At 43.8% G+C, this 21,031-nt stretch carries 19 protein-coding genes; 9 read left to right on the top strand and 10 right to left on the bottom strand.

Features of this window, described 5'->3' with window-relative positions:
- Nucleotides 1-19: 19 nt before the first annotated feature.
- Nucleotides 20-337: an iron-sulfur cluster insertion protein ErpA gene (gene erpA, locus O3C43_04345; protein MDA1065714.1), complete on the bottom strand. Its 318-nt coding sequence runs from the start codon at nucleotides 335-337 to the stop codon at nucleotides 20-22.
- Nucleotides 338-469: 132 nt separating this feature from the next.
- On the opposite strand from erpA, the gene O3C43_04340 reads away from it, so the two are divergent.
- The gene (locus O3C43_04340; GenBank protein MDA1065713.1) at nucleotides 470-1,462 is read left to right on the top strand and encodes a serine/threonine-protein kinase; all 993 of its coding nucleotides are present in this window, start codon (nucleotides 470-472) and stop codon (nucleotides 1,460-1,462) included.
- A gap of 3 nt (nucleotides 1,463-1,465) precedes the next feature.
- The gene (rpoN, locus tag O3C43_04335; protein ID MDA1065712.1) at nucleotides 1,466-2,911 is read left to right on the top strand and encodes an RNA polymerase factor sigma-54; all 1,446 of its coding nucleotides are present in this window, start codon (nucleotides 1,466-1,468) and stop codon (nucleotides 2,909-2,911) included.
- 2 nt (nucleotides 2,912-2,913) lie between these two features.
- Here the strand turns inward: rpoN and O3C43_04330 are convergent, their stop codons facing one another.
- Nucleotides 2,914-3,408, bottom strand: coding sequence for a hypothetical protein (locus O3C43_04330; protein ID MDA1065711.1), 495 nt, complete (start codon nucleotides 3,406-3,408; stop codon nucleotides 2,914-2,916).
- 17 nt (nucleotides 3,409-3,425) lie between these two features.
- Between O3C43_04330 and O3C43_04325 the strand changes: the two genes are divergently transcribed.
- Genes O3C43_04325 through O3C43_04310 form a run of 4 tightly spaced genes read left to right on the top strand, consistent with a single transcriptional unit; the run spans nucleotide 3,426 to nucleotide 7,233 of the window.
- A complete protein-coding gene (locus O3C43_04325; protein ID MDA1065710.1) occupies nucleotides 3,426-4,151 on the top strand; it encodes a metallophosphoesterase in 726 nt (241 codons plus the stop codon).
- Between the two features lie 59 nt (nucleotides 4,152-4,210).
- Nucleotides 4,211-4,780: an isochorismatase family protein gene (locus O3C43_04320; GenBank protein MDA1065709.1), complete on the top strand. Its 570-nt coding sequence runs from the start codon at nucleotides 4,211-4,213 to the stop codon at nucleotides 4,778-4,780.
- 41 nt (nucleotides 4,781-4,821) lie between these two features.
- Nucleotides 4,822-6,198 carry a magnesium transporter gene (gene mgtE / locus O3C43_04315; protein MDA1065708.1) on the top strand — a complete coding sequence of 459 codons (1,377 nt, stop codon included), beginning with the start codon at nucleotides 4,822-4,824 and terminating at the stop codon, nucleotides 6,196-6,198.
- A 6-nt stretch (nucleotides 6,199-6,204) separates the two neighbouring features.
- Nucleotides 6,205-7,233: an HD domain-containing protein gene (locus O3C43_04310; GenBank protein MDA1065707.1), complete on the top strand. Its 1,029-nt coding sequence runs from the start codon at nucleotides 6,205-6,207 to the stop codon at nucleotides 7,231-7,233.
- Between the two features lie 13 nt (nucleotides 7,234-7,246).
- Here O3C43_04310 and O3C43_04305 read toward each other — a convergent pair whose 3' ends face one another.
- A complete protein-coding gene (locus O3C43_04305; GenBank protein ID MDA1065706.1) occupies nucleotides 7,247-8,146 on the bottom strand; it encodes an immunoglobulin domain-containing protein in 900 nt (299 codons plus the stop codon).
- Nucleotides 8,147-8,525: 379 nt separating this feature from the next.
- Complete coding sequence (locus O3C43_04300; protein MDA1065705.1) at nucleotides 8,526-10,292, bottom strand: L-lactate permease; 1,767 nt, start codon at nucleotides 10,290-10,292, stop codon at nucleotides 8,526-8,528.
- 611 nt (nucleotides 10,293-10,903) lie between these two features.
- Between O3C43_04300 and O3C43_04295 the strand changes: the two genes are divergently transcribed.
- Together O3C43_04295 and O3C43_04290 are read left to right on the top strand one after the other, a co-directional pair.
- Nucleotides 10,904-12,991, top strand: a complete 2,088-nt coding sequence (locus O3C43_04295; GenBank protein ID MDA1065704.1) for a DUF1800 family protein — start codon at nucleotides 10,904-10,906, stop codon at nucleotides 12,989-12,991.
- A 10-nt stretch (nucleotides 12,992-13,001) separates the two neighbouring features.
- Nucleotides 13,002-14,390, top strand: coding sequence for a DUF1501 domain-containing protein (locus tag O3C43_04290; GenBank protein MDA1065703.1), 1,389 nt, complete (start codon nucleotides 13,002-13,004; stop codon nucleotides 14,388-14,390).
- Between the two features lie 13 nt (nucleotides 14,391-14,403).
- Here O3C43_04290 and O3C43_04285 read toward each other — a convergent pair whose 3' ends face one another.
- The 6 genes from O3C43_04285 to infA form a co-directional block, all read right to left on the bottom strand.
- Complete coding sequence (locus O3C43_04285) at nucleotides 14,404-15,798, bottom strand: TRAP transporter large permease subunit (protein ID MDA1065702.1); 1,395 nt, start codon at nucleotides 15,796-15,798, stop codon at nucleotides 14,404-14,406.
- Nucleotides 15,788-16,300 (bottom strand): TRAP transporter small permease subunit, encoded by a 513-nt coding sequence (locus O3C43_04280; protein ID MDA1065701.1) that lies wholly within the window; start codon nucleotides 16,298-16,300, stop codon nucleotides 15,788-15,790. Before O3C43_04280 ends, O3C43_04285 begins: the two co-directional genes overlap by 11 nt.
- 31 nt (nucleotides 16,301-16,331) lie before the next feature.
- Nucleotides 16,332-17,405 (bottom strand): TRAP transporter substrate-binding protein, encoded by a 1,074-nt coding sequence (locus tag O3C43_04275; GenBank protein MDA1065700.1) that lies wholly within the window; start codon nucleotides 17,403-17,405, stop codon nucleotides 16,332-16,334.
- 70 nt (nucleotides 17,406-17,475) lie between these two features.
- Nucleotides 17,476-18,861 carry a TIGR01777 family oxidoreductase gene (locus O3C43_04270; GenBank protein ID MDA1065699.1) on the bottom strand — a complete coding sequence of 462 codons (1,386 nt, stop codon included), beginning with the start codon at nucleotides 18,859-18,861 and terminating at the stop codon, nucleotides 17,476-17,478.
- A 97-nt stretch (nucleotides 18,862-18,958) separates the two neighbouring features.
- A complete protein-coding gene (cysK, locus tag O3C43_04265) occupies nucleotides 18,959-19,906 on the bottom strand; it encodes a cysteine synthase A (protein MDA1065698.1) in 948 nt (315 codons plus the stop codon).
- Between the two features lie 125 nt (nucleotides 19,907-20,031).
- Entirely contained in the window at nucleotides 20,032-20,307 is a 276-nt protein-coding gene (infA, locus tag O3C43_04260; GenBank protein ID MDA1065697.1) for a translation initiation factor IF-1, read from the bottom strand.
- 112 nt (nucleotides 20,308-20,419) lie between these two features.
- Between infA and tadA the strand changes: the two genes are divergently transcribed.
- A complete protein-coding gene (gene tadA, locus O3C43_04255) occupies nucleotides 20,420-20,935 on the top strand; it encodes a tRNA adenosine(34) deaminase TadA (GenBank protein MDA1065696.1) in 516 nt (171 codons plus the stop codon).
- Nucleotides 20,936-21,031: the final 96 nt, after the last annotated feature.

The raw sequence follows: 21,031 nt of genomic DNA, 5'->3' as shown, positions 1-21,031 counted from the left end.
TATAACCAGAGGTCGTCTATTAATTAAACGACCGACCGCAACCACACGTTGTCTTGGCGTTTGGGTTTTTGATTTCGAAACCCTTTCCTTGCAACCCATCATCGAAGTCTACAACCGAACCTTCGAGATAGGCCAAACTCGTCGCGTCCATTAGAAAGCAAACTCCCAGGCTTTCCAGCTCCTGATCACCCTCTTTGGCTGAATCGAAACTCATACCATATTCGAGCCCAGAGCATCCACCCGCTTCAACAAATATTCGGAGACGCTTTGTCTCATCAGCTGTCTCCTTCTGGAGGCTTTCAATTTTTTTAGCAGCAGACTCAGTTAGTGAAATCATAGGTTTCAAAAAGAATCAGACTCTGTTTAATGTCAACTCCATCTAACTCTTCGGAAGCTTACAGCATAATTCATGCTAGTTTTACAATTGGACGCTTGATAGTTGAGAATTAATTTCATGTAGTCATTCATCGTGGCACATCCAAATCAAATTTTTGACCAACTAAATGTAGACCTTATCCGGAAAATCGCAGAAGGCGGAATGGGCACCGTCTATGAAGGTCGGCAAAACGGAGCGGGCGGTTTTGAGAAATCGGTCGCCGTTAAGTTAATCCGTGAGGAGTACTCAGAAGTCCAAGACTTTAGAAGCAACTTTTTTGGTGAAGCGCAGTTGGTAGCAGACTTGATTCATACCAATATCGTACAAACCTACCATCTTGGTGAATTCAATGGTCAGTATTTTATTACCATGGAACTGGTCAAAGGGATTAATCTTAGTGAATTTATTAGCATACATCGTAAGTTGAGAAAAAAGATTCCGGTTGAAATCGCAGTATTTATAGCAAGTCGCATCTGCCGTGGTCTCTCCTACGCGCATAGAAAACGCGATAAACGCGGCCGTCATCTGAATATCGTCCACCGCGACGTAAACCCGAGGAATGTAATGCTGGCATGCGAAGGTGATGTTAAGGTCACCGACTTTGGCATAGCCAAGGCCCGAAACCTAATGTACAATCAGGAAGGTCGGGTAATTGCAGGTCGCTACGAGTACATTTCTCCAGAACAAGCTCGAAAAGAAGTAACAGACAGCCGAGCAGATCTTTTCTCAATCGGTGTCGTGTTGTCAGAAATGCTAGATGGTTTTAATCGATTCCTTGGCATCGATGATGACACTTCGATACGCAATATTCTAGAACTGGAAGTCCCAGACTACTCAGCCAGCTTACCAGATGTAGATGATAGACTAAATAACCTGCTTCAAAAACTCTTGGCAAGAGATCGGGAAGACAGATACCAAGAAGCGGCAGATGCATTAACCGATCTTGAATACTACATGTACGGCGATGGTTATGGGCCAACCAACGAGAAACTTTCATCCTACCTCGGACAATTATTCAATGAAGCAGGTCTTTTTGAGGATGATCCAAGTTTAAAGTTTTTCTTCTCACCGATGGAGGGAGATTAGGAAATGCCCTCGCAAGGTTTACATCAGTATCAGAAACAGATTCAGAGTCTCATCCTTGCTCCGCAACTGAGGCAATCTCTGAAAATACTCCAAGCGCCTACCATGGAGCTGCGCAACGAAATCCTGGGTGAACTTCAAAGCAACCCAGCATTGGAAGAATTACCAATGGACGGAGATAGTCTTGAATCATCCCTGGAAATTGGTGCCGAGGACAATACACCGGACCAAAAGGACGAAATGGATTTCGACAAAGACTTCGATTTACTGAGCAAAATGGACGAAGCCTCGCGCGATTACTATGCTCAAGAATACGCAATGAGTTCCTATTCGTCAGACGACGCCGAAAGACGCCAGCACTTTTTCGACAGTCTCGCAAGTTCAACAAGTTTACAGGAACACTTAATTCATCAAGCTGACCTTTCAAATCTAGACGAGGATCAACATAAAGCCATTAACTACTTGATTGGCAGCTTGGATGACAGAGGGTACCTAACTTCAAAATTACCCGACTTAGCTTTATTGGCCCAATTGCCCCTTAGAGTAATTCAAGAAGCACATACTTTGCTTAAAACATTAGATCCGGCAGGCATTGGCGCTGTCGATTTACAGGATTGCCTGCTCATCCAAATAAAAATTAACGGCCGGGCCAAATCCTTAGCGGGGAAAATGCTGAAAGATCAGTTTCACCTCCTGCTTCGCCGACGAATTCCAGAAATCGCCAAGCGAGTTAACAAGGATATTGAAGATGTACAAGAAGCACTCGAAGAGATATCCAATCTCGATCCTTCGCCCGGAAGAAAGTACGGGGAAGACACAAATCAAGTAATTACGCCGGACGTTGTAATCGAAAAAGATGCCGGAAAATGGAAAATCCATTTGAACAATGAATACATTCCTCGTTTGCGCATTAGCAACGTATACAAGGAAATCATTGCCCGCGGAAAACTAACCAAGGAAGAGAAGGAGTATATTCAGGAAAAAATGCGAGCGGGAAAGTTCCTCATAAGCTCGATTGAACAACGACAACAAACCATCGAAAAGATAACTCGCTCCATACTGGATTTCCAACTCGATTTTTTCGAAGAAGGATTAGTGAAACTTCGACCTCTAACTATGACACAGGTGGCAGATGCGGTTGGCGTCCATGAAACAACCGTTAGTCGAGCCATTTCCGGGAAATACATTAAAACGCCTCACGGAATTTTCCCTCTCAAATATTTCTTTACGCCCGGTTATGATTCAGCCGGTGGCGAAGCGTTGTCGAATACAACTATCAAAGATATGATTGCCCATATTATCGAAAACGAGGATCCCGGAAAGCCTTTGAGTGATCAGGTTGTCGTAAATCTATTGGCTGAGAAAAATATCACAATAGCGAGACGAACCGTAGCTAAGTATCGTGAAGAACTCGGAATTTTACCGACTAACCTGCGCAGGCGCTACCATTAAGATCAACGAATAAGCACCTGCAGTTGTTCTTGAACGGACATAACCACCTGAGGAGTAATATCGAAGGAAGGAACCTCAAACTCTCTTTTGCTTTTCACATGAATGTAAGTCGTAAGAACTGACGATGACTTGGGAGGCAGCCTTCTCAAAATGCGTTTTCGTTCGAGCATCAGGGATACAATTTGTTTCAACGTATCTGCCTCCTCACTCTCCAAAGCATCCTCAATTTCGAAAAGACTAAAGAATAACTCCTCCAATGTCCGCTGCTGATTAAGGTTCTCTTCTCGCTTATCAGGGCTAGATTCGAATACTCGCGTCCACCGACCAAGAATAAGCACATCTGCATCCATGCTTTCGATATCATCCGCGCCCAAATCCGCACGAACCAGCGCACCTTCTTTGTTCCTGATTAAATAACAATTGACCTCCTCGCCATCCTGAAAGGGATTGCCAGAAAAAGTAGATTCTTTACCAAAGGGTTTAATTTCCCATTCCATATTTATGTATCTCCGTTGTGGAACCTGAATTGAAAAACAGATTGTTCCCCTTTCATCAAGAAAAGGGTGAAGAAAGTTTAGTTAAAAATGGCCGATTAATTGTCATCGGGGATGTCCACGGCTGTATTCGAGAGCTGGAAAAGCTGATAAATGTCTTAAAACTGGAAACAAATGACAGGGTTATTTTTCTCGGCGACCTTATAAACAGAGGTCCTGACTCCAAATCTGTGCTTAAACTCGCCAGATCTATAAAGGGTTACTCCATTCTAGGAAATCATGAATACCGACTTTTAAAATTTTTCCATACCCTTGATTCACTCGAACTAAAACCTTACGAGATTTCTACTTTAAAATCGATTGATGCAGAGGATTGGAATTACCTCAAATCTATGGTCTTGTGGCTCGAACAACCTTTAGAAGGTAGAGTCTTTGTACATGGTGGATTTTTACCAGGAATAGCATGGCATACCCAACCGGCAAAGGTGGTAACTCAAATTCAAATGATAGACAAAATGGGGATTCCAAGGAAACGGGATGAAACTAAAGGCCGTAAATTTTGGGCAACCCTATGGGATCAGGAACCCTTTGTTGTTTATGGACATACGCCTAGGAGGAAAGTCCATAGGAGAAAAAATTCTCTAGGTATTGATACGGGTTGCGTTTGGGGTGGGCACCTAACTGCGCTCATTCTTCCAGAAAATGAAATCGTTCAAATCAAAGCCCAAAAAAACTACATTAAATAAAATGAACCGCGGGCGGTATTCGAGTTGTTATTCATCTTTGAAGGTCTATCTCTTTACGAATGAATCAACAAACCGAAGCCATAATTCCACACCTGGGATTGTTGGTACTCGATGTTCAGGCTAGCTTTTTGAAAGTAATACCTGATGCAGAATCTTTCAAAAAACGCATCCAATTTTGCGTAGAAACAGCCAGACTATTTGGAATTCCCACCCTCTTCACCGAACAAAGACCCGACAAGCTAGGCCATAGCCTGGATAATGTGAGAGACTTGAACCCCAAGGCGCGCTGTACGGCAAAAACCAGATTTTCAGCATTTTCAGAGAGCGCTTTCTCACAATGGCAGCAGGAAGAAGAGATTCAACATATCCTGGTTGTCGGCCTTGAGACTCCGATCTGTGTCTACCAAAGCGTTCTAGAGGCTATTAACCAAGAAATTGATGTCACCGTATTGAGTGACGCGGTTTGTTGCAGGCGCCGTGAAGATGGTGAAGTAGCCATCACCGCAATGCGACTACATGGAGCACACGTACTGCCAAGTGAGACAATATTTTACAGCATACTCTCAGATTCAAATCATCCGAGTTTCAAAGAATTCACTCAATTGGTAAAAAAATACTCGGATAAATAACGTTAAGCTATTTGCTATTCTGTAGTGTCAAAATAACTCACATGAGTGCGGCGAAAACATCATCTGACAGTTCACCAGAAAGTACCGGTTACGAGCTGAAATATCTTCTAGAGCTCGACGACGAGTTTCTAGAAAGGCTAGACCCGCGCAAACTTGCCTCAACACCTCCCGTCGAACTGGCTCACTTCATTGATCGCTTGGACAATGAACAACGACGTGTGGTTCTGCGCTTAGTATCAGATGAAGTAGCTACCGAGATACTTTCCGAAATGGACGTCGAAGCGAGTGCCGCGGTGCTGGATGCCATGCAGGAACTTCGGGCAATCAAACTCCTCGAAGATCTTGATCCCGATGACGCCACAGACGTTTTTAATAAACTTGAAGACGAAAAGCGTGAAAATCTTTTGAGCAAGATGGAGCCTGAATCGGCTCAGGAGATCAAAGACCTCTTGGAATACGATCCCGATTCAGTTGGAGGAATAATGACTCCTGATGTTTGCAGTATTAGAAACAACTGCAAAGTGGATGAAGCGATTCAAGCCATTCGTGATCAAGCCGCTGGTATGGAAACCATTTATTACATCTACGTAGTCAATACCGACGATGAACTCGTGGGGGTTGTATCCATGCGCGATCTTTTAGTAGCGACACCAGATTCGTCTATCACGTCCCTGATGAAAAGTAATTTGCTTGGACTGCTAACGACGGACCTAGACAAAGAGCAAGCCGCTCACATAATGGCCGAATACAATCTCATCGCCCTTCCTGTTGTTGACGAAAAAAACAGACTCGTCGGCATCGTCACTCACGATGATGTGATCGACATTATCCAGGCTGAAGCGACCGAAGATATCCAAAAACTGGTAGGTGCAGGAGCCGATGAATCCATTCACGACAGCGTGGGTTACAGCTTGAAAAAACGACACGTTTGGTTGCAGGTTAATTTGTTCACCATCGCTCTTGCCTCGTGTGTCGTTGCATTTTTCGAAGAGCAAATCTCCAGTCTAACATTTCTGGCTGTATTTATGCCTATCATAGCAGCGACCGGTGGAAACACAGGAGCTCAAACCCTGGCTGTGGTTATCCGAAGCCTAGCCCTTGAGGACATCCACGAATCTGACAAAATAAAGCTATATCTAAAAGAACTTTTTAAAGGTATCCTAAATGGGATTGGCGTCGGCCTGATCGGGGCTACATTGGCATTCGTTTGGAAGCAAGACATTAAAACTTCATTGGTAGTATTCATTTCAATGATTCTCACCATGGGGATCTCAGGATTCAGTGGTGCATTCATACCACTTGCTTTAAAAAAGCTCAATCTTGATCCCGCCCAAAGTTCCTCCATTTTCCTAACAACAATAACCGATTTCACCGGGTTTTTTATTTTCTTAAGCCTCGGATCCTGGTTACTACTTTAACCTACTATGAATCTAGATTCCATTAACACAATTCAAGAAATGAAGACCATGGACCATTCCAAAGGAGAGGAAGTCCAGGGCGTTTACATTCTCAAAAAAAAGGCCAGTAAAAAAGCCAAAAACGACTCGACTTATTTAAGTTTAGAATACGGAGACAGAACGGGAAACTTCCATTGTTTTTGCTTTGGAGATAACCCGATTTATTCGCGTATTGATTCTATCGATGAAGGTTCACCGGTATTTGCGAGTTTAACCACAGGAGTCTACCAGGGACGTTTTTCCCCAAGACTGACAGAAACACGTTTGCTCACCGAAGAAGAATTAGCGACCCCGGAACTGTCTGCTCGGCTGGTTGAAACTTGCCTGGAAAACCCGGAAGATCTATGGACAGATTTTCAAGGGTTTGTAGAGGAAATCCCCCATGAAGGATTGAAAGCAACTGTTCGTCTTGCCATTGGAGAAATTGAAGCAGGCTTTCGCTCCTCCCCTGCCGCCGTCTCTATGCATCATGCTTATAGACATGGACTCCTTGAACACACCGTCCATATGGCACGCGCATGTAAAGCGCTTCTTCAATTTTATACGGAAGTCGATCCCAGTTTGGCGATGGCGGGCTTACTTCTGCACGACATTGGAAAGGTGATCGAATACGAAGGCGAACTGAGCGTCAGTAAAAGCAAAACAGGCATATTGCAGGGACACGTGGTACTGGGTTATCGTATGGCCAGGAAGGCGGGAATGATTGCCAAACTTGAGCCAGAACTTTTGGAACGATTGGAACATATTATTCTTTCCCACCAGGGTGAACTTGAATGGGGAGCGGCTGCAATGGCTGCAACCCCCGAGGCGGTTTTTGTTTCAATGATTGATAATCTCGATGCCCGCATGGGGATGGTTCAGTATGCATTGCGAAATAGAAATGAGGACAAACCATTCAGCGATTACCTGCCCGGACTAAAAGCTCCGCTTTTGACCCAACCGCTTCCAAGCATCGAGTTGAGTGCTGAAGATTTCCAGGACTCATTAGGACTTTAAAAAAATCCCTCAATCAATTGATAGCAGGTCCTAAAACCCTGAAACGTATAAAACAAGTTGTATCTTTTGGGACCTTTATTTTCAATTCAGAAACGGTTTCAATTACCCGGATACCATTGAGCAAATCAAATATCGGTGTCCAATTCGCGGGCGACAACCCATCGCTAAATTCGGCACTTACTGTTAGGTCACTAGCATTTGGGTTTTTGGGGAATTTATAAACTACGAATTCGCCCATAAAAGAATCCTCACTTTCTATGGAGGGAATCTGTTGTGTCGTTGATTTCTCAGGATCGCTTCCAATTGAGTATTCAAACAGATTGTTAAAACCATCGATATCAGGATCAGACAGGGGATCTGCCATCTGCCCAAAAGGATCTTCGAATTCTTGTTCTTTCCACATCTCAATTCCACTTGCCATTACGGAGATGGATGCAAGGTCACTAACCTTGGTTTCACCATCTTTACCAACGACCACTTGATAAAGCCCAGCATCTAAAGAGGTCACTGAGGAAACATCATAACTTGCATCAGTTGTCCCGAGGATATCCTGTCCATTTTTCTGCCACTGATAAGTTACCCCGGTAGTATTTTCAACTGAAACGCTTAAGCTCAGTGCTGATCCCCATTGAAGGGAGACGCTGTTTGGATGATCAGTAATAGTAGGACCTTTTTCCAAAATATAAATGGTAAGAGCTAGTAAGGTTGAGTCGCCGGTAAGGTTGTCTTCTTCATAGGCGAAGATATCCATATTGTAGACACCAGCTCTGCTCGGTATTCCCTCAACCGTTCCGACTCCAAATTCCTTAACATTGGGACTCAGGCTCAAACCAGGTGGAGCGGCGGCTCCTAACTTGTATGAGCCAACCACATATGAAGATGAAGCAAAGCTGATTCGAAACGGTTCACCCAACGTGCCGTGAGTATTGTCAAATCCCGGGAGGAGTTGTACCGAGGCAGTCGCCCCAGTTACACTGTTTACACTACCAACAACGACTCCGGCTCCCGTTATCCATTTAAATAGATGAACCAGATTGGGCCCTAAACCAAACTGGCGTTCGACAATTGTATTAATGATTGGGGTACGCTGAAGAATTACGCAAAGCATCAAAGCTGGCATGCGAAATCTTCCAGATAATCCGTCAAAAAAACGCTTTAATACACGATCCATCAGTTAACTCCAAAAAGGCGATAATCCAGCAATGAACTGGATTCAAAAACTGACGGAAAGCTAGGGCTTCGACTTACAGACCAAAAGTAGATGGATAGATTTTATAAGTTTTTAACCGCACCTAAGAATTGGAATTTGCGCCCTGCCGAATAAGCCAAATCAAAAGGATGGCGATTGCTCCCAATATAAATGTTCCCAGGTTAAGACCAATTCCATTCAGGAAAACAAGGCCTAGTCCACCAGCAAACAAAACATACCAAGTCATAGGAATTAGAGTTTTACGAATTACACTACCCTCCTTGCCCAATAAACCCACGGTGGCAGATGCAGCTACCACATTGTGCACACAGATCATATTTCCGGCCGCTCCTCCAACTGCCTGCAAAGATACAACAATACTTTCTGTGGCTCCAATATTTTGAGCCATTTCAAATTGAAACAGCGAAAACATCATATTACTGATCGTGTTACTTCCGGCTATAAAAGCACCCAAAGCACCAATCGTTGGAGCTATTAAGGGCCACAAATTTCCAACTAGGGCTGATACCCCTTCAGCAAGGACTTGGGGCATTTGTTCGAGCGAACCCGATTGCGAATTCAAAAACACTTGAACCATTGGCACTGCGAAAATAAGAGCGGAGGCAGCTCCAAGCAGGGTATGGAATGATTCTTTCCAAGATTCACAAATTTTTGGAGCTTTCATTCTAAATATTCCGTAGGACAAAACCACAGTTATTATAAACAGGAAACCGGGCAGGTAGAGAGGCTGAGTTTTCGTAGTAATATCAGTGCCGAAAATATTCGCCCATTGAAATGTTACTGCCGATGAAGTGACCCAGGATTTTATGAGGGGAACAGTTCGCGTAAGGACCAAGAGAACAGCAACAATGAGGTATGGAGACCAAGCTTTAAGAAAGTGTCCACGCGAAACATTCGAACCCGAATCATGGGCATCGACATGAAATTCACCTTTCCACTCATCTTCCCATTCTTCTTCTGCTGGGAAATTCCAAACTCGTTTTGGCTGTAAAAAGCCAGCCTTGGTCGCACTCACAACAATGACCAATCCGACTAATGAACCAAGTAACGAAGGAAACTCTGGACCTAGAAAACGTCCCAACAGCATGTATGGAATCGTAAAGGCCAAGCCTGAGAAAATAGCAAACTTCCAGATTTCCAATCCTTCACGAAAAGACTTATTTTTCCCAAAGAAATAGGTCATTATGGCAACCAGAACTAAGGGAATAAACGTTCCTATAATTCCATGAAAGAGAGAGACGGTTGCACCGATATCGTGAAGAAAAGCATCGTGGCTTATACCTAGCTTATTTAAAAGCTCCAACACCTGAGGTTGATCGGAAAGACCTGTGTTTACCCCAACAAGGATAGGTGTTCCAACAGCTCCGAATGAAACCGGCGTACTTTGAATAATCAACGCCATAACAACCGCGGCCATCGCAGGGAATCCAATGGCCACCAATAATGGTGCCGCGATTGCTGCTGGTGTCCCGAATCCAGCTGCACCTTCAATAAACGATCCAAACAGCCAGGCTATGATAATCACCTGAATCCGTCGATCGGGAGAAATATCCACAAAACCCTGCCGAATGGCATGAATGTCGCCGGAAGCTTTCAGAGTATTCAGAAGCAAGATGGCACCGAAAACTATAAACAATAAATTCAAGGCCGTTACTACTCCATGAATCGATGCAGCACCTATTTGCAAAATCGGTGTTTTCCATACCAATAGCGCGATTACAGCGGTAAATAGATAGGCTACCGGCATCGCTTTCTTTGCAGGCCACCTCAAAACGACCAGAAAAACGAAAACGACAAGAATCGGAGTAAGTGCGAGAAGAGACAATAGTGATAGAGGTAATTCAGACATGGAGATATGGAATGGAGTTGATTAGAGGCTAGATGTAATTCCAAATCTACAAATTTGTGAAGAATCAAATGAAGGCCTCTTAAAATGAGCTCGATGAATCACAACACCCTATTAGGGAATCAGCCATCTATAGTTACCAAAGGCACAGCCGACCCCGGAATCAGCGTCAAATAAGAAAATAAACGCTCCCGGTTTGGATCCACCCGGGAGCGTTTGACCTTAAGCTTAAGGCGTCTACCCTAAGAATTATAAAAAAGAGCAAAGTCCAAAACGTCAGGGTAAGACATAAGTGGCACCACTGGAATGAAGATCTTTTCTAAGCTTTCATTCTATGTCAAAAACTGTTTATCAAAGATCATTATTTTAAAGCCCTCGGGACAACAAGGTAGATTTGGTGACAATGGGGGAATGACCAGAGATCGGGATACATTCCAATGACCAGATTTAGGTCTGAATTCATGAATTTTAACAGGAATAAGGACTGGTTCACCGTTTTGATAAAAGTTTGTAAGACAGGAGAATTTGGTGGCATAACTCGAAAATTTTCTTTTTATTTCAATCATAGCCCTAAGATCTGCCGTATTTTTTTAGTATCCTGAAGTTGCTTTCAAATGAACCTTTCTCTTTATCCTTTATTTCTTCGTCTATGTACAGCCCTACTTACAACCGTAACAATAGGATTTGCTGCAGCGACAGATGATTACCCTGAGTGGCTTGCAAAGATACCAGGTCAACCAATTGGTGAAGATCCTGACAATGATGGTGTTCCATCATTTTTGGAATATGCTCTTGGCGCTGAGCCTGAAGCGGCAGTAGATCCATTTGAAACAGGTTCGTCTCCCATATTTCGTCGGGAGGACCAATCAACCATGGTATTATTACCATTTCCGGGAAAACGAGATTTAATCTACATTCTGGAAGGCAAGGCCAATCTAAAGGACGAAGAATGGACCCCCATGGCAACAAAGCTTGGTAACGCACCCTGGAAGGCAGTTGCCGAAGGTTTCCAAATTGAAGAAACAGCTGACGAAGTTACCCTTTCGTTTGAAGAATGGCCAAACACTACCTTTCTACGCTTGAGGGCAGAAACAGGGGATCCGACTTTGCAACGCAAAGCACTCGCAGCTCGATTCCTAAAACAAGCGACATTTGGTCCTTCCATGGCAGACATTGAAGCTCTCGCCGAAGCTGATCTGGATTTCAATTCCTGGATTGATGATCAGCAAGCGATGGAGGCTAGTTCGCATTTGGCTCATTATTATTCTTTCGGGCTTTCAAATCCAATCGACCCAAGAGATATCAGAAGTGAGTACGTAGGCGGTCCGGCAACTCTAAAGATCACGACATGGTGGGATATTGCTCTCCTTAATCCTGATCAATTAAGACAACGAATGGCGTGGGCACTCTCACAAATATTTGTTTTAGGGGAATCAGGCAGCTTAGCTAACCAATACCCAATTCAGTGGGTCAATTGGTACGACATCCTAGTCAGAAACTCGTTTGGAAATTTCCGAGACCTGCTTCAGGAAGTAACGCTTTCCCCCAAGATGGGAGATTACCTGACCTACGTTAATAACAGAAAAGCTTCCGGGCAGCAATTGCCGGATGAAAACTACGCCCGTGAAGTAATGCAACTTTTCACAATCGGCCTGTGGTTACTTAATAATGACGGTACCTTAAAGCTGGATGATCTAGGCGAGCCTATTCCTACTTATGATAACGATGACATTACAGAAATGGCAAAAGTTTTCACTGGTTTGATCCGGCAGGTTAATAAACCCGATTTATATTGGAGTCCCAACCGGGTGGATCCAATGCGTGAGAACAATTTCCAACATGATAAAACAGTCAAAGTAATGTTCGATGGGTCTATCATCCCAGCGGGTGGGAATACGATTGAAGATATCTCCATGGCGCTCGACGTATTGTTTAATCATTCCAACACACCACCCTTTATTTCAATCCGGCTAATCCAACGTTTTGTGTGCTCCAATCCAAGCCCGGAGTTTGTGGAAAGAATCTCGAATGTGTTTATTGATAATGGAGAAGGCGTCCGCGGAGACTTGGGTGCAGTAATCAAGGCAATCCTGCTCGATCCTGAAGCCAGAGACGCAGGATACATGATCGAGGAGGGACGAGGAAAACTGCGCGAACCCCTACTCAAGTTTACTCAACTTTGCCGGGCATTTGATCTTCAACACAACGCAACAAACGCTCACTTCTGGATACAGCCTTTTGACGACGACTTTGGAATGCACCCATACAAATACCCTTCAGTTTTCAATTTCTATTTACCCGATTATGTTCCAAGTGGAGAAATCCAAGACTCAAATCTCGTAGCTCCGGAATTCCAAATTCTCGATGATTCGACAGGTCTTAAAACGTTTCGAGTTTTTGAATTGTTAATTGAAACAGGCCTCGTAGGAGGAGTCGCAGGTGGAGTAAACCCTCGGCCAACTCTCAATTACATGAGACCAGGCGAACCTGAAACGGTTGAATTACAACTGGCAAAACAATTGAATGCAGACGCTCTGATTGATCGCTTAGACCTCCTACTCACCCACCAAACATTGGGAGAAACGTCCAAGGCGATCATCGTTGAAGCGGTGGAGGCGATTCCAGAGAACTATGCCCTGGCAAGACTTCAAAGAGCTATCCTAATGGTCAGCATCAGCCCTGAATTTGCGATTTTAGAATAAGGATTTTATTATGAAGAACGAAAGACTACTTTCCAGAAGACGTTTTCTCGGTGAAGCGAGTTGTGCTGCCGTGGGTTCTACCGCATTATACTCAAGCCTGCTAAACCTAAGAATGACTAGCACGGCTGCAGCAGCTAATCTTAACCCCGATGATGATTACAAAGCTTTGGTATGTTTATTTCTGGCAGGTGGAAATGATTCTTACAATATGCTAGTCCCTAACAACGCTTCGGCCTACGCAGAGTATAAGAATACGAGAGATAATATCGCTCTGGAAAAAACAGACCTGCTGCCCATTACTTCGAACGGAAAAGGACAACCTTACTCAGAGTTCGGAATTCATCCAGGAATGAAAGAATTCCAGGAACTGTATAACATGAATGATTTAGCATTTGTTGCAAATGTGGGAACCCTGGTCCATCCAACCACAAAATCAGATTACAACAATAAAAGATCTCTTCCTAGCGGTCTGTTTTCTCACTCTGACCAACAAGTTCATTGGCAAACATCTGTTCCACAAGTCAAAGGATCTTCACCAGGTGGCTGGGGAGGTCGCACCGCGGATTTATTGATGGCTATGAATGAGGATTCACAGGTCTCAATGAACATATCTTTAAGCGGGGTTAACATTTTCCAGGTTGGCAACGAAGCATTTGCTTATATCAGCGGATTGGAGGGAGGGACCGATATGGTGGGGTATACTGACCCCTTTCAAAAAGCAGCAATTGACGGTCTTCTTGAAGAACATTATAAAAATCTATTTACCAGGACATTCGCTAAGAACACCCGCAGGTTTATCGATTCATCGATCGCATTTAATGCGGCAATTGAACCAATTGACATTTTTACTCCTGTCCCGCCTACACAATTGGCACAGAGGTTTAAAATGGTAGCACGGACCATTGCGGCGCGTAAAACGTTGAATATGAAGCGACAAACATTCTTTATTCGAGCAGGTGGATGGGATCACCACAGCGAAGTAAACAATGCTCAAGGCCTAATGCTACCTGAAATCAGTCAAGCCGTAAAATACTTCAAAGATGCTCTTCAAGAAATCGGCATGACTGACAATGTGGTAACTTTTACTGCTTCTGATTTTGGTAGAACCCTCACATCAAACGGGGTTGGTTCCGATCATGCCTGGGGAGGAAATCACATCGTTATGGGCGGACCCGTCAACGGTGGTGAAATTTATGGGACATACCCTTCTCTGGTTCTTGGCAGTAGCCAAGAAGTTGGTAGAGGACGATTAATACCAACCACGTCGGTTGACGCGTATAGCTCTGAAATAGCAAGATGGTTTGGAGTATCTTCTTCCGAAATGGATACGGTTTTTCCAAATATCAGGAACTTTTACGACCCTATGATTACTCCCTATCCTCTAGGATTTCTAAGTTAGTTCATTTAAGTTTTCAATAACTGATACTCGGAAGCCACAGTACTAACTGGGGAAAGATCATTAACAAGATCAGCCCGAGAAGTTGGAGGACAATAAAGGGAATTACACCTCGGTAGATGTCGCCGATTGAAATCTCTTTGGGAGCTACGCCCTTAACATAGAAAAGAGCGAACCCAACGGGTGGCGTTAAAAATGACGTCTGCAATGTCACTGCGAACAGAATACAAAACCATACCAAAGAAGGCCGGGAAGATGGATCCATTCCGGCATTAGCCAACCAAGGAAAATCCATTTGGGAAATTACCAAACCTACAATCGGAAGAACAATCAGGGTTATCTCAATCCACTCCAAAAAGAATCCTAACAAAAATACGATGAATAAGATAACCGCTATTTTGGTATAGACTCCTGCATCCCAATTTAGGACCAGTTCCGTGATTAATTCATCACCACCAAGAAGACGTAGCACCAAAGAAAAACAAGTAGCTCCTATAAAAATCGCAAATAGAAACCCCATCGTATGCAAGGTTCCTTCAAGGGACTCGCGAATCACCTTCATACTCAACCGTTTATTACTTGCAGCTAGAATCATGGCACCTGCAGCACCCAAACCACTTGCTTCCGTAGGGGTTGCAATCCCATAGAAAATCGACCCTAAAACCAAAAGAATAAGGGCTAATGTTGGGAGTATCGCAGAGGCAAGAGCTCCAACACCTCCTTTGGTTTCTTCACCTTTTTCAAGTTTAACTGCAGGTGCAAATTCTGGCTTAAATAGCGCGTATCCCACAATAAATAGAGCATAAAGCCCGGCCAGGATGACTCCTGGAATTATTGCCCCAAGAAACAAGTCTCCAGCTGAAAGCTGCAGGCGGTCAGCCATGATGATTAGCATAATACTTGGCGGAATCAAAATCCCCAAAGTACCTGCACTGCACACTGTCCCAACTGCCAACGATTTATTATACTTGGCGTTCATCATTACAGGCAAAGACACCATTCCAAGAAGAACTACACTGGCACCGATTATCCCGGTAGATGCAGCCAACAGAACCCCGATCAAGGTAACGCTCAAGGCCAATCCCCCGGGGAATCGTCGCGTTATAAGCCCCAGTGAGTGCATCAACTTTTCAGCCAGTCCGGATTTATCAAGGAAGTTTCCCATCAGGATAAACATCGGCAGTGCAACCAATACCCAGTTTCCCATGAGGCCAAAGATTCTGTTCACCACCAAAGAAAAAACCTGGAAGTCTAGTCCTGAAAATGAGCCAAACAGCGAATCTAAGGTAATTGCAACAACAGTAGTTATTACCGACGATCCTCCTAAAGAGAATCCTACCGGAACTCCCAGAAGAAGGAACGCAATAAAACTAAAGGTTAAAACTAGAAGTAGTACACTTTCAATCGCCATGGATAAGAGAGGTTTCTTCAAGTAACTCTGGCTTTGACCAAATCAAGATTCCTCGAAGAACAGCGGTTACAATTAGTAGAATACTAGAAATAGGAATAAACGCCTTCACCAACCAACGAAAAGGTAAGCCACCCGGATCAGCACTACCTTCCATTATCTTGAACGATTCAAAAGCAAAATCCCATCCGTAAAAAAGAGTGACGATGTAAAGAGGAGTTAAAGCTATAAGAATCCAAATGGATTCCAAAACCTGTTTCGTGAGAACTGAAAATTTCCGGTGAAACAAGTCAACTCGTACATGACCATTCCCGGTCATCGTGTAAGACATCGCAATCAAAGATGATATACCATACAGATACCATTGAAGCTCTTCCATCCAAGTGATTGAGCTACTAAAGAAGTTTAAACACACCTGAACAATGATCGATACCAGGAGCACCAAAAGTATCCATGCACATGCCTTTCCGAACTTCTGAAGGATCAATTCAAATTTTTCAGCCAATCGCATAAAGATTCCTCGTCACGAACGACGTTTATTTTACGTAGGCTCGATCACCCCAAACTTTATAGTCGGCGCGGAACTGCTGTAAATCATCCCAGACTTTGTTGAAAAACGGATCTGCTGCAGATTTCTCTTCAACCACTTCGAGCCATGTAGTACGAAATGCTTCAATCATTTCAGGTGGCCAAGTTACTTGCTCAACACCGCGTTCAGTATTTCTCTTCATAGCCGGGCCTTGACTCCCCTCGCCTGCCGCGATCCCCCGAACAATATTCGCTTGGCAAGCATTTTCAATGATTGCTTGCTGGTGCTGAGGAAGTGAATTCCACACATCCTTATTTATAAGCAGTTCGAAGGTGGTTGTTTGCTGATGCCAGCCGGGGAAATAATTATATTTGGCAACCTTATAAAATCCAAGTTGTTCGTCGATGTTGGGCAAAGCAAATTCCGTAGCATCAATAACCCCTTTTTCCAATGCGGGATATATTTCCCCTGGAGGGAGCAAACGAACAGCCACACCCAACTTTTTCATGACCTCACCTCCCAAACCAAAGAAGCGCATCTTTAATCCTTGAAGATCGTCCAAACTATTTATCTCTTTTGCAAACCACCCACTTGTCTCAGGTGGAATCATCCCGCAAATCAGCACCTTAACATTGAAATTGTATGTGTCATACATTTCTTGGTACAATTTCATTCCATTACCGTGATAGAACCAGGCTTGATATTCACTCGCATTTGGTCCGAAAGGAATTGAACAAAACAAAGGAGACGCCGGAATCTTTCCCATCCAGAATCCAGAAGCACTATAACCCATGTCCACCTTACCAGAAGAAACAGCATCTAACACTTCAAGAGCCCCTACTAGTTTATCAGGATCGTATACCTTGATATTCAAATTTCCAGCTGTCATCTGACTAATACTGTCAGCCAACCAAATCACTTGTTCTCCAACAATAGGAGAGGCCGTATTATGAAGTGATACCAGACGCAAGTTTCGCTTCTTTGTATTTGTGGTTTCGTCGCCGCCAGAAGAAGACTTCTTCTGTGAACAGCCATGAATCAATAACGCCAGCGGGATAACAAATAGAGGTATATATTTCATAGATCAGAAATTGAAGAGAAGGTGGAATAGAAAAATTTCTCTGGCAAGACGTAACTGGTCTGATGACTTCTCAATAAGTACCCAAACAATGACTGACAGCTAACTCCAAGTCAGGAAAATTGAAATTGAAATCCGACTCATTCAAACGATTGGGTGCAATATTTTGACTCGCGAGAAGTGCATCGTCGGCCATTCGACCCAAAGCAATCTTAAGAACCCACGATGGTGTTCGTATCAGTGTTGGACGACGAAGAGCTGAACCAAGCACATCAGTAAATTTTTTATTCGTGGAAGCAATTGGAGCGACTGCGTTATAGATTCCTTCAATTCTTGGATCTTTTGCAGCTAAATTGTAAATCCGTATCAAGTCTTCCATAGCGATCCAGCTCCAAAATTGTTTTCCAGTTCCAACTGGGCCTCCAAGTCCAAAATTGAAAATGGGTAAAAGTTTCTCAAGCGCTCCGCCTTTTTCACTCAATACAATACCGGTTCTCAAAACGACCCGACGTATAGCGGTACCCATGAGTGGAGCCGAGGCATCTTCCCATTCAGAGCATATTCCAGCCAATATTCCTGATCCTTTAGCAGAGTCCTCTGTCATCACCTCAGAACTCGAAGGATAATATCCAGCACCCGATGCGGTGATAAAAACCTTGGGGGCGTTTTTTTGTTTTAAGATAAAATCAACAAGGAATTTGGTACTATTTACACGGCTATCTTTGAGCTTTTTGATCCGCTTCTTTGTCCATCTCTTTTTTGACACATTTTCCCCTGCAAGATGTATCCAACAATCTACATCTGAAAGTGACTTTGCATCGATAAATTGCTTGCCTGGATCCCAACGAACTCCTGGCACTCCATACACTTTACTCTTCCCGCTCCGACTCAAGATAACGACTTCATGTCCCTGAGCTTTTAAAAAAACCGCGAGCTCGGAGCCAATTAAGCCGTTGCCGCCGGTAATAGCGACTTTTGAAACCGGAAACGATTTAAGCTGCATCCAATCCTTTAAATCGTTTTGCGTAATCGCGTGTCGATAAGTGAACAACTTGTTCAATTGTTTCAGAACTTTGGGATAAACAAATCTTCGCCCGATAAGCCCGAAAGGTAGTTCGAGCTGAATGGTGTCTTTGAGGTTTGTTCGATGTGGATCCAGAGATCTAAACGAATGAGTGTGTTTCCAGTATTTAAATGGACCTTTGACTTGAACGTCTACAAATTGGCGATTCTTTTGATAATCCTGGTGCTTAGCTTTCCAGAGCGTTTTGAAAGGCCCGAGGTTCATCTTGATAGTTATACTATCGTCATTCTGGATGCTTCCTTTGCTTGATACGACTCGCACCGATTCCCAAGGAGGGATCAACCTTTGAAGTGCACCCAATCGCTCATGATACGCGAATACGTCTGCGGCCGGCGCGGAAATGTTGGATTCGTAGGAGTATAGATGACTAGCCATCGAAAAAATTATTATTTAGCGTATATCTCTTTCAAAACGAGGAAGAAACTCCAATGCGTGTAAACATTCGGGGATAAAAAAATAATCTGTCCGCCTGTTAATTTGCGACTTCTAACCGTGCCTTTTCACCTAACGGCGTAGATATGTAGCGCTCGCCTGCACTGCACGCGACTGTCACAATATTTTTTCCAGCCATCTCGGGGCGTTTAGCAACTTCCATAGCCGCCCAAGTATTTGCCCCGGTAGAAATACCAACAAATAATCCTTCTTGAAGAGAGAGTTGCCTGGCTGTTTCAAATGCGTCTTCATTGGAGACCTGAACTACATCATCGATTATCGCAGTGTTGCAATTAATTGGGATAAATCCCGCCCCGATTCCCTGGATTTTGTGAGGCCCAGGTTGACCGCCGGAAATGACTGGAGAACCGCTTGGTTCAACTGCCACTACGAATAAATCCTTTCGACCTTTTATCACCTCAGAAACCCCGCTAATGGTTCCTCCTGTACCCACTCCAGCGACAAAGACATCAATCTTTCCTTCCAGGGCGTTCCAAATTTCCTCGGCAGTAGTCTGTCTGTGAATTTCGGGATTGGCCGGATTTTCAAATTGTTGAGGCATCCACGCTAAATCCCGGTTTTCCTCAACAAGCTCCTTGGCGCGCGCAATCGCTCCTCCCATTCCTTTTGGGCCGGGTGTAAGCACCAGTTCAGCGCCGAGCATTCTTAGAAGCACTCGACGCTCCATGGACATAGTCTCTGGCATAGTAAGAATAAGCCGGTAACCTTTGGCCGCAGCAACAAACGCTAAAGCAATACCCGTGTTGCCTGATGTCGGTTCGATAATAACGGAATTCTTCTTCAATTCGCCAGAAGCTTCACCTGCTTTGATCATCGCATTGCCGATCCTGTCTTTCACACTAGAAAGAGGATTAAAAAACTCGCACTTTAAAAAAATGTTCGCGGGTAAATCTGCAGTAATCCGATTCAGTTTAATGAGCGGGGTATTACCAATGGATTGGGTGATGTCGTTTGCGAAATGAGTCATGGTCAATTTTACCTATCGATGTGAATGGGGTACGTGGAGAAGCTTGAACTTATGAACTAGATACAATCTCCAATTAGTGAAAGAGGAAAAACAGGTTTGATTGAAAACCTGAGGTGAATTCAAACCTAGCGCTTACGTTTTGGTCCGAAACTTCGAATCGGCGTATTACGAGTAACTTGCTTGTTTCTCAACCGGTAAACGATTCGTGCTTTATCGATATCGTAAGGACTCATCTCCATTTTTACCATATCACCCGTGGTGATTTTGATGAAGTTCTTTCTGAGCTTTCCGGAAATGTGCGCTAACACCTGGTGCCCATTTTGAAGTTCTACGCGAAACATCGTACCTGGTAATACCGCCGATATTTTGCCTTCTACTTCAATTACATTTTCAGCTGCCATAAATTTCCATGTGTTTGTCAGTATTTTTGAGCTTGTATAATAAGCCAAAAAAGAAGGTGTAGAAAGCTTCATAGCTTACTTCGAGTCAAGGATTAAGAATCAGCATTTCACCGTGGAATCCCAGCAAATCTCCAAGATTCATTGTCCTTTTGATAAGGTCTTTCCATCCCAACTTAAAAAGGATGATAAATTTTTCATGCAGCTCGCTTACAATGCAGCGATAGATGCCTACAAAGCGAATGAAGTTCCAGTGGGCGCCATCATTACCCACCAAGGAGAAATCGTTGCCTCCTCCCACAATCAAGTAGAACTCACAGGCGATCCTACTGCCCACGCAGAAATCCTCGCAATCACTCAGGCCACCCAGAAACTCAAAGACTGGCGTTTAAACGAATGCACCTTGTTCGTTACAAAAGAACCATGCCCCATGTGTTCAGGTGCCTTGATTATGGCGAGATTGGGGCGAATTGTATTCGCTGCGTCAGATCCCAAAATGGGTTTTTTGGGCGGAGCACTGGACATCACAAAAGTTCAATCGCTGAATCACCAAGTGAATGTTTCGTCTGGGGTTCTGGAATATGAATGCAAGGCTCTTTTAACCCAATTTTTTGAAGAAAAACGAAAGTAATAAATCGTAAGGAGTTGACGCCTGAACGCTATTTCTAAAGAAAATATCATTCGCAAAGTCCTTTCCGTTGAATATTTCTAATCTAATCAACAATAA

This window comes from Verrucomicrobiota bacterium, from assembly GCA_027622555.1.
Classification (GTDB): domain Bacteria; phylum Verrucomicrobiota; class Verrucomicrobiia; order Opitutales; family UBA2995; genus UBA2995.
Note: the sequence above shows the minus strand (reverse complement) of the source record. Positions and strands in the feature narration are given on the sequence as shown.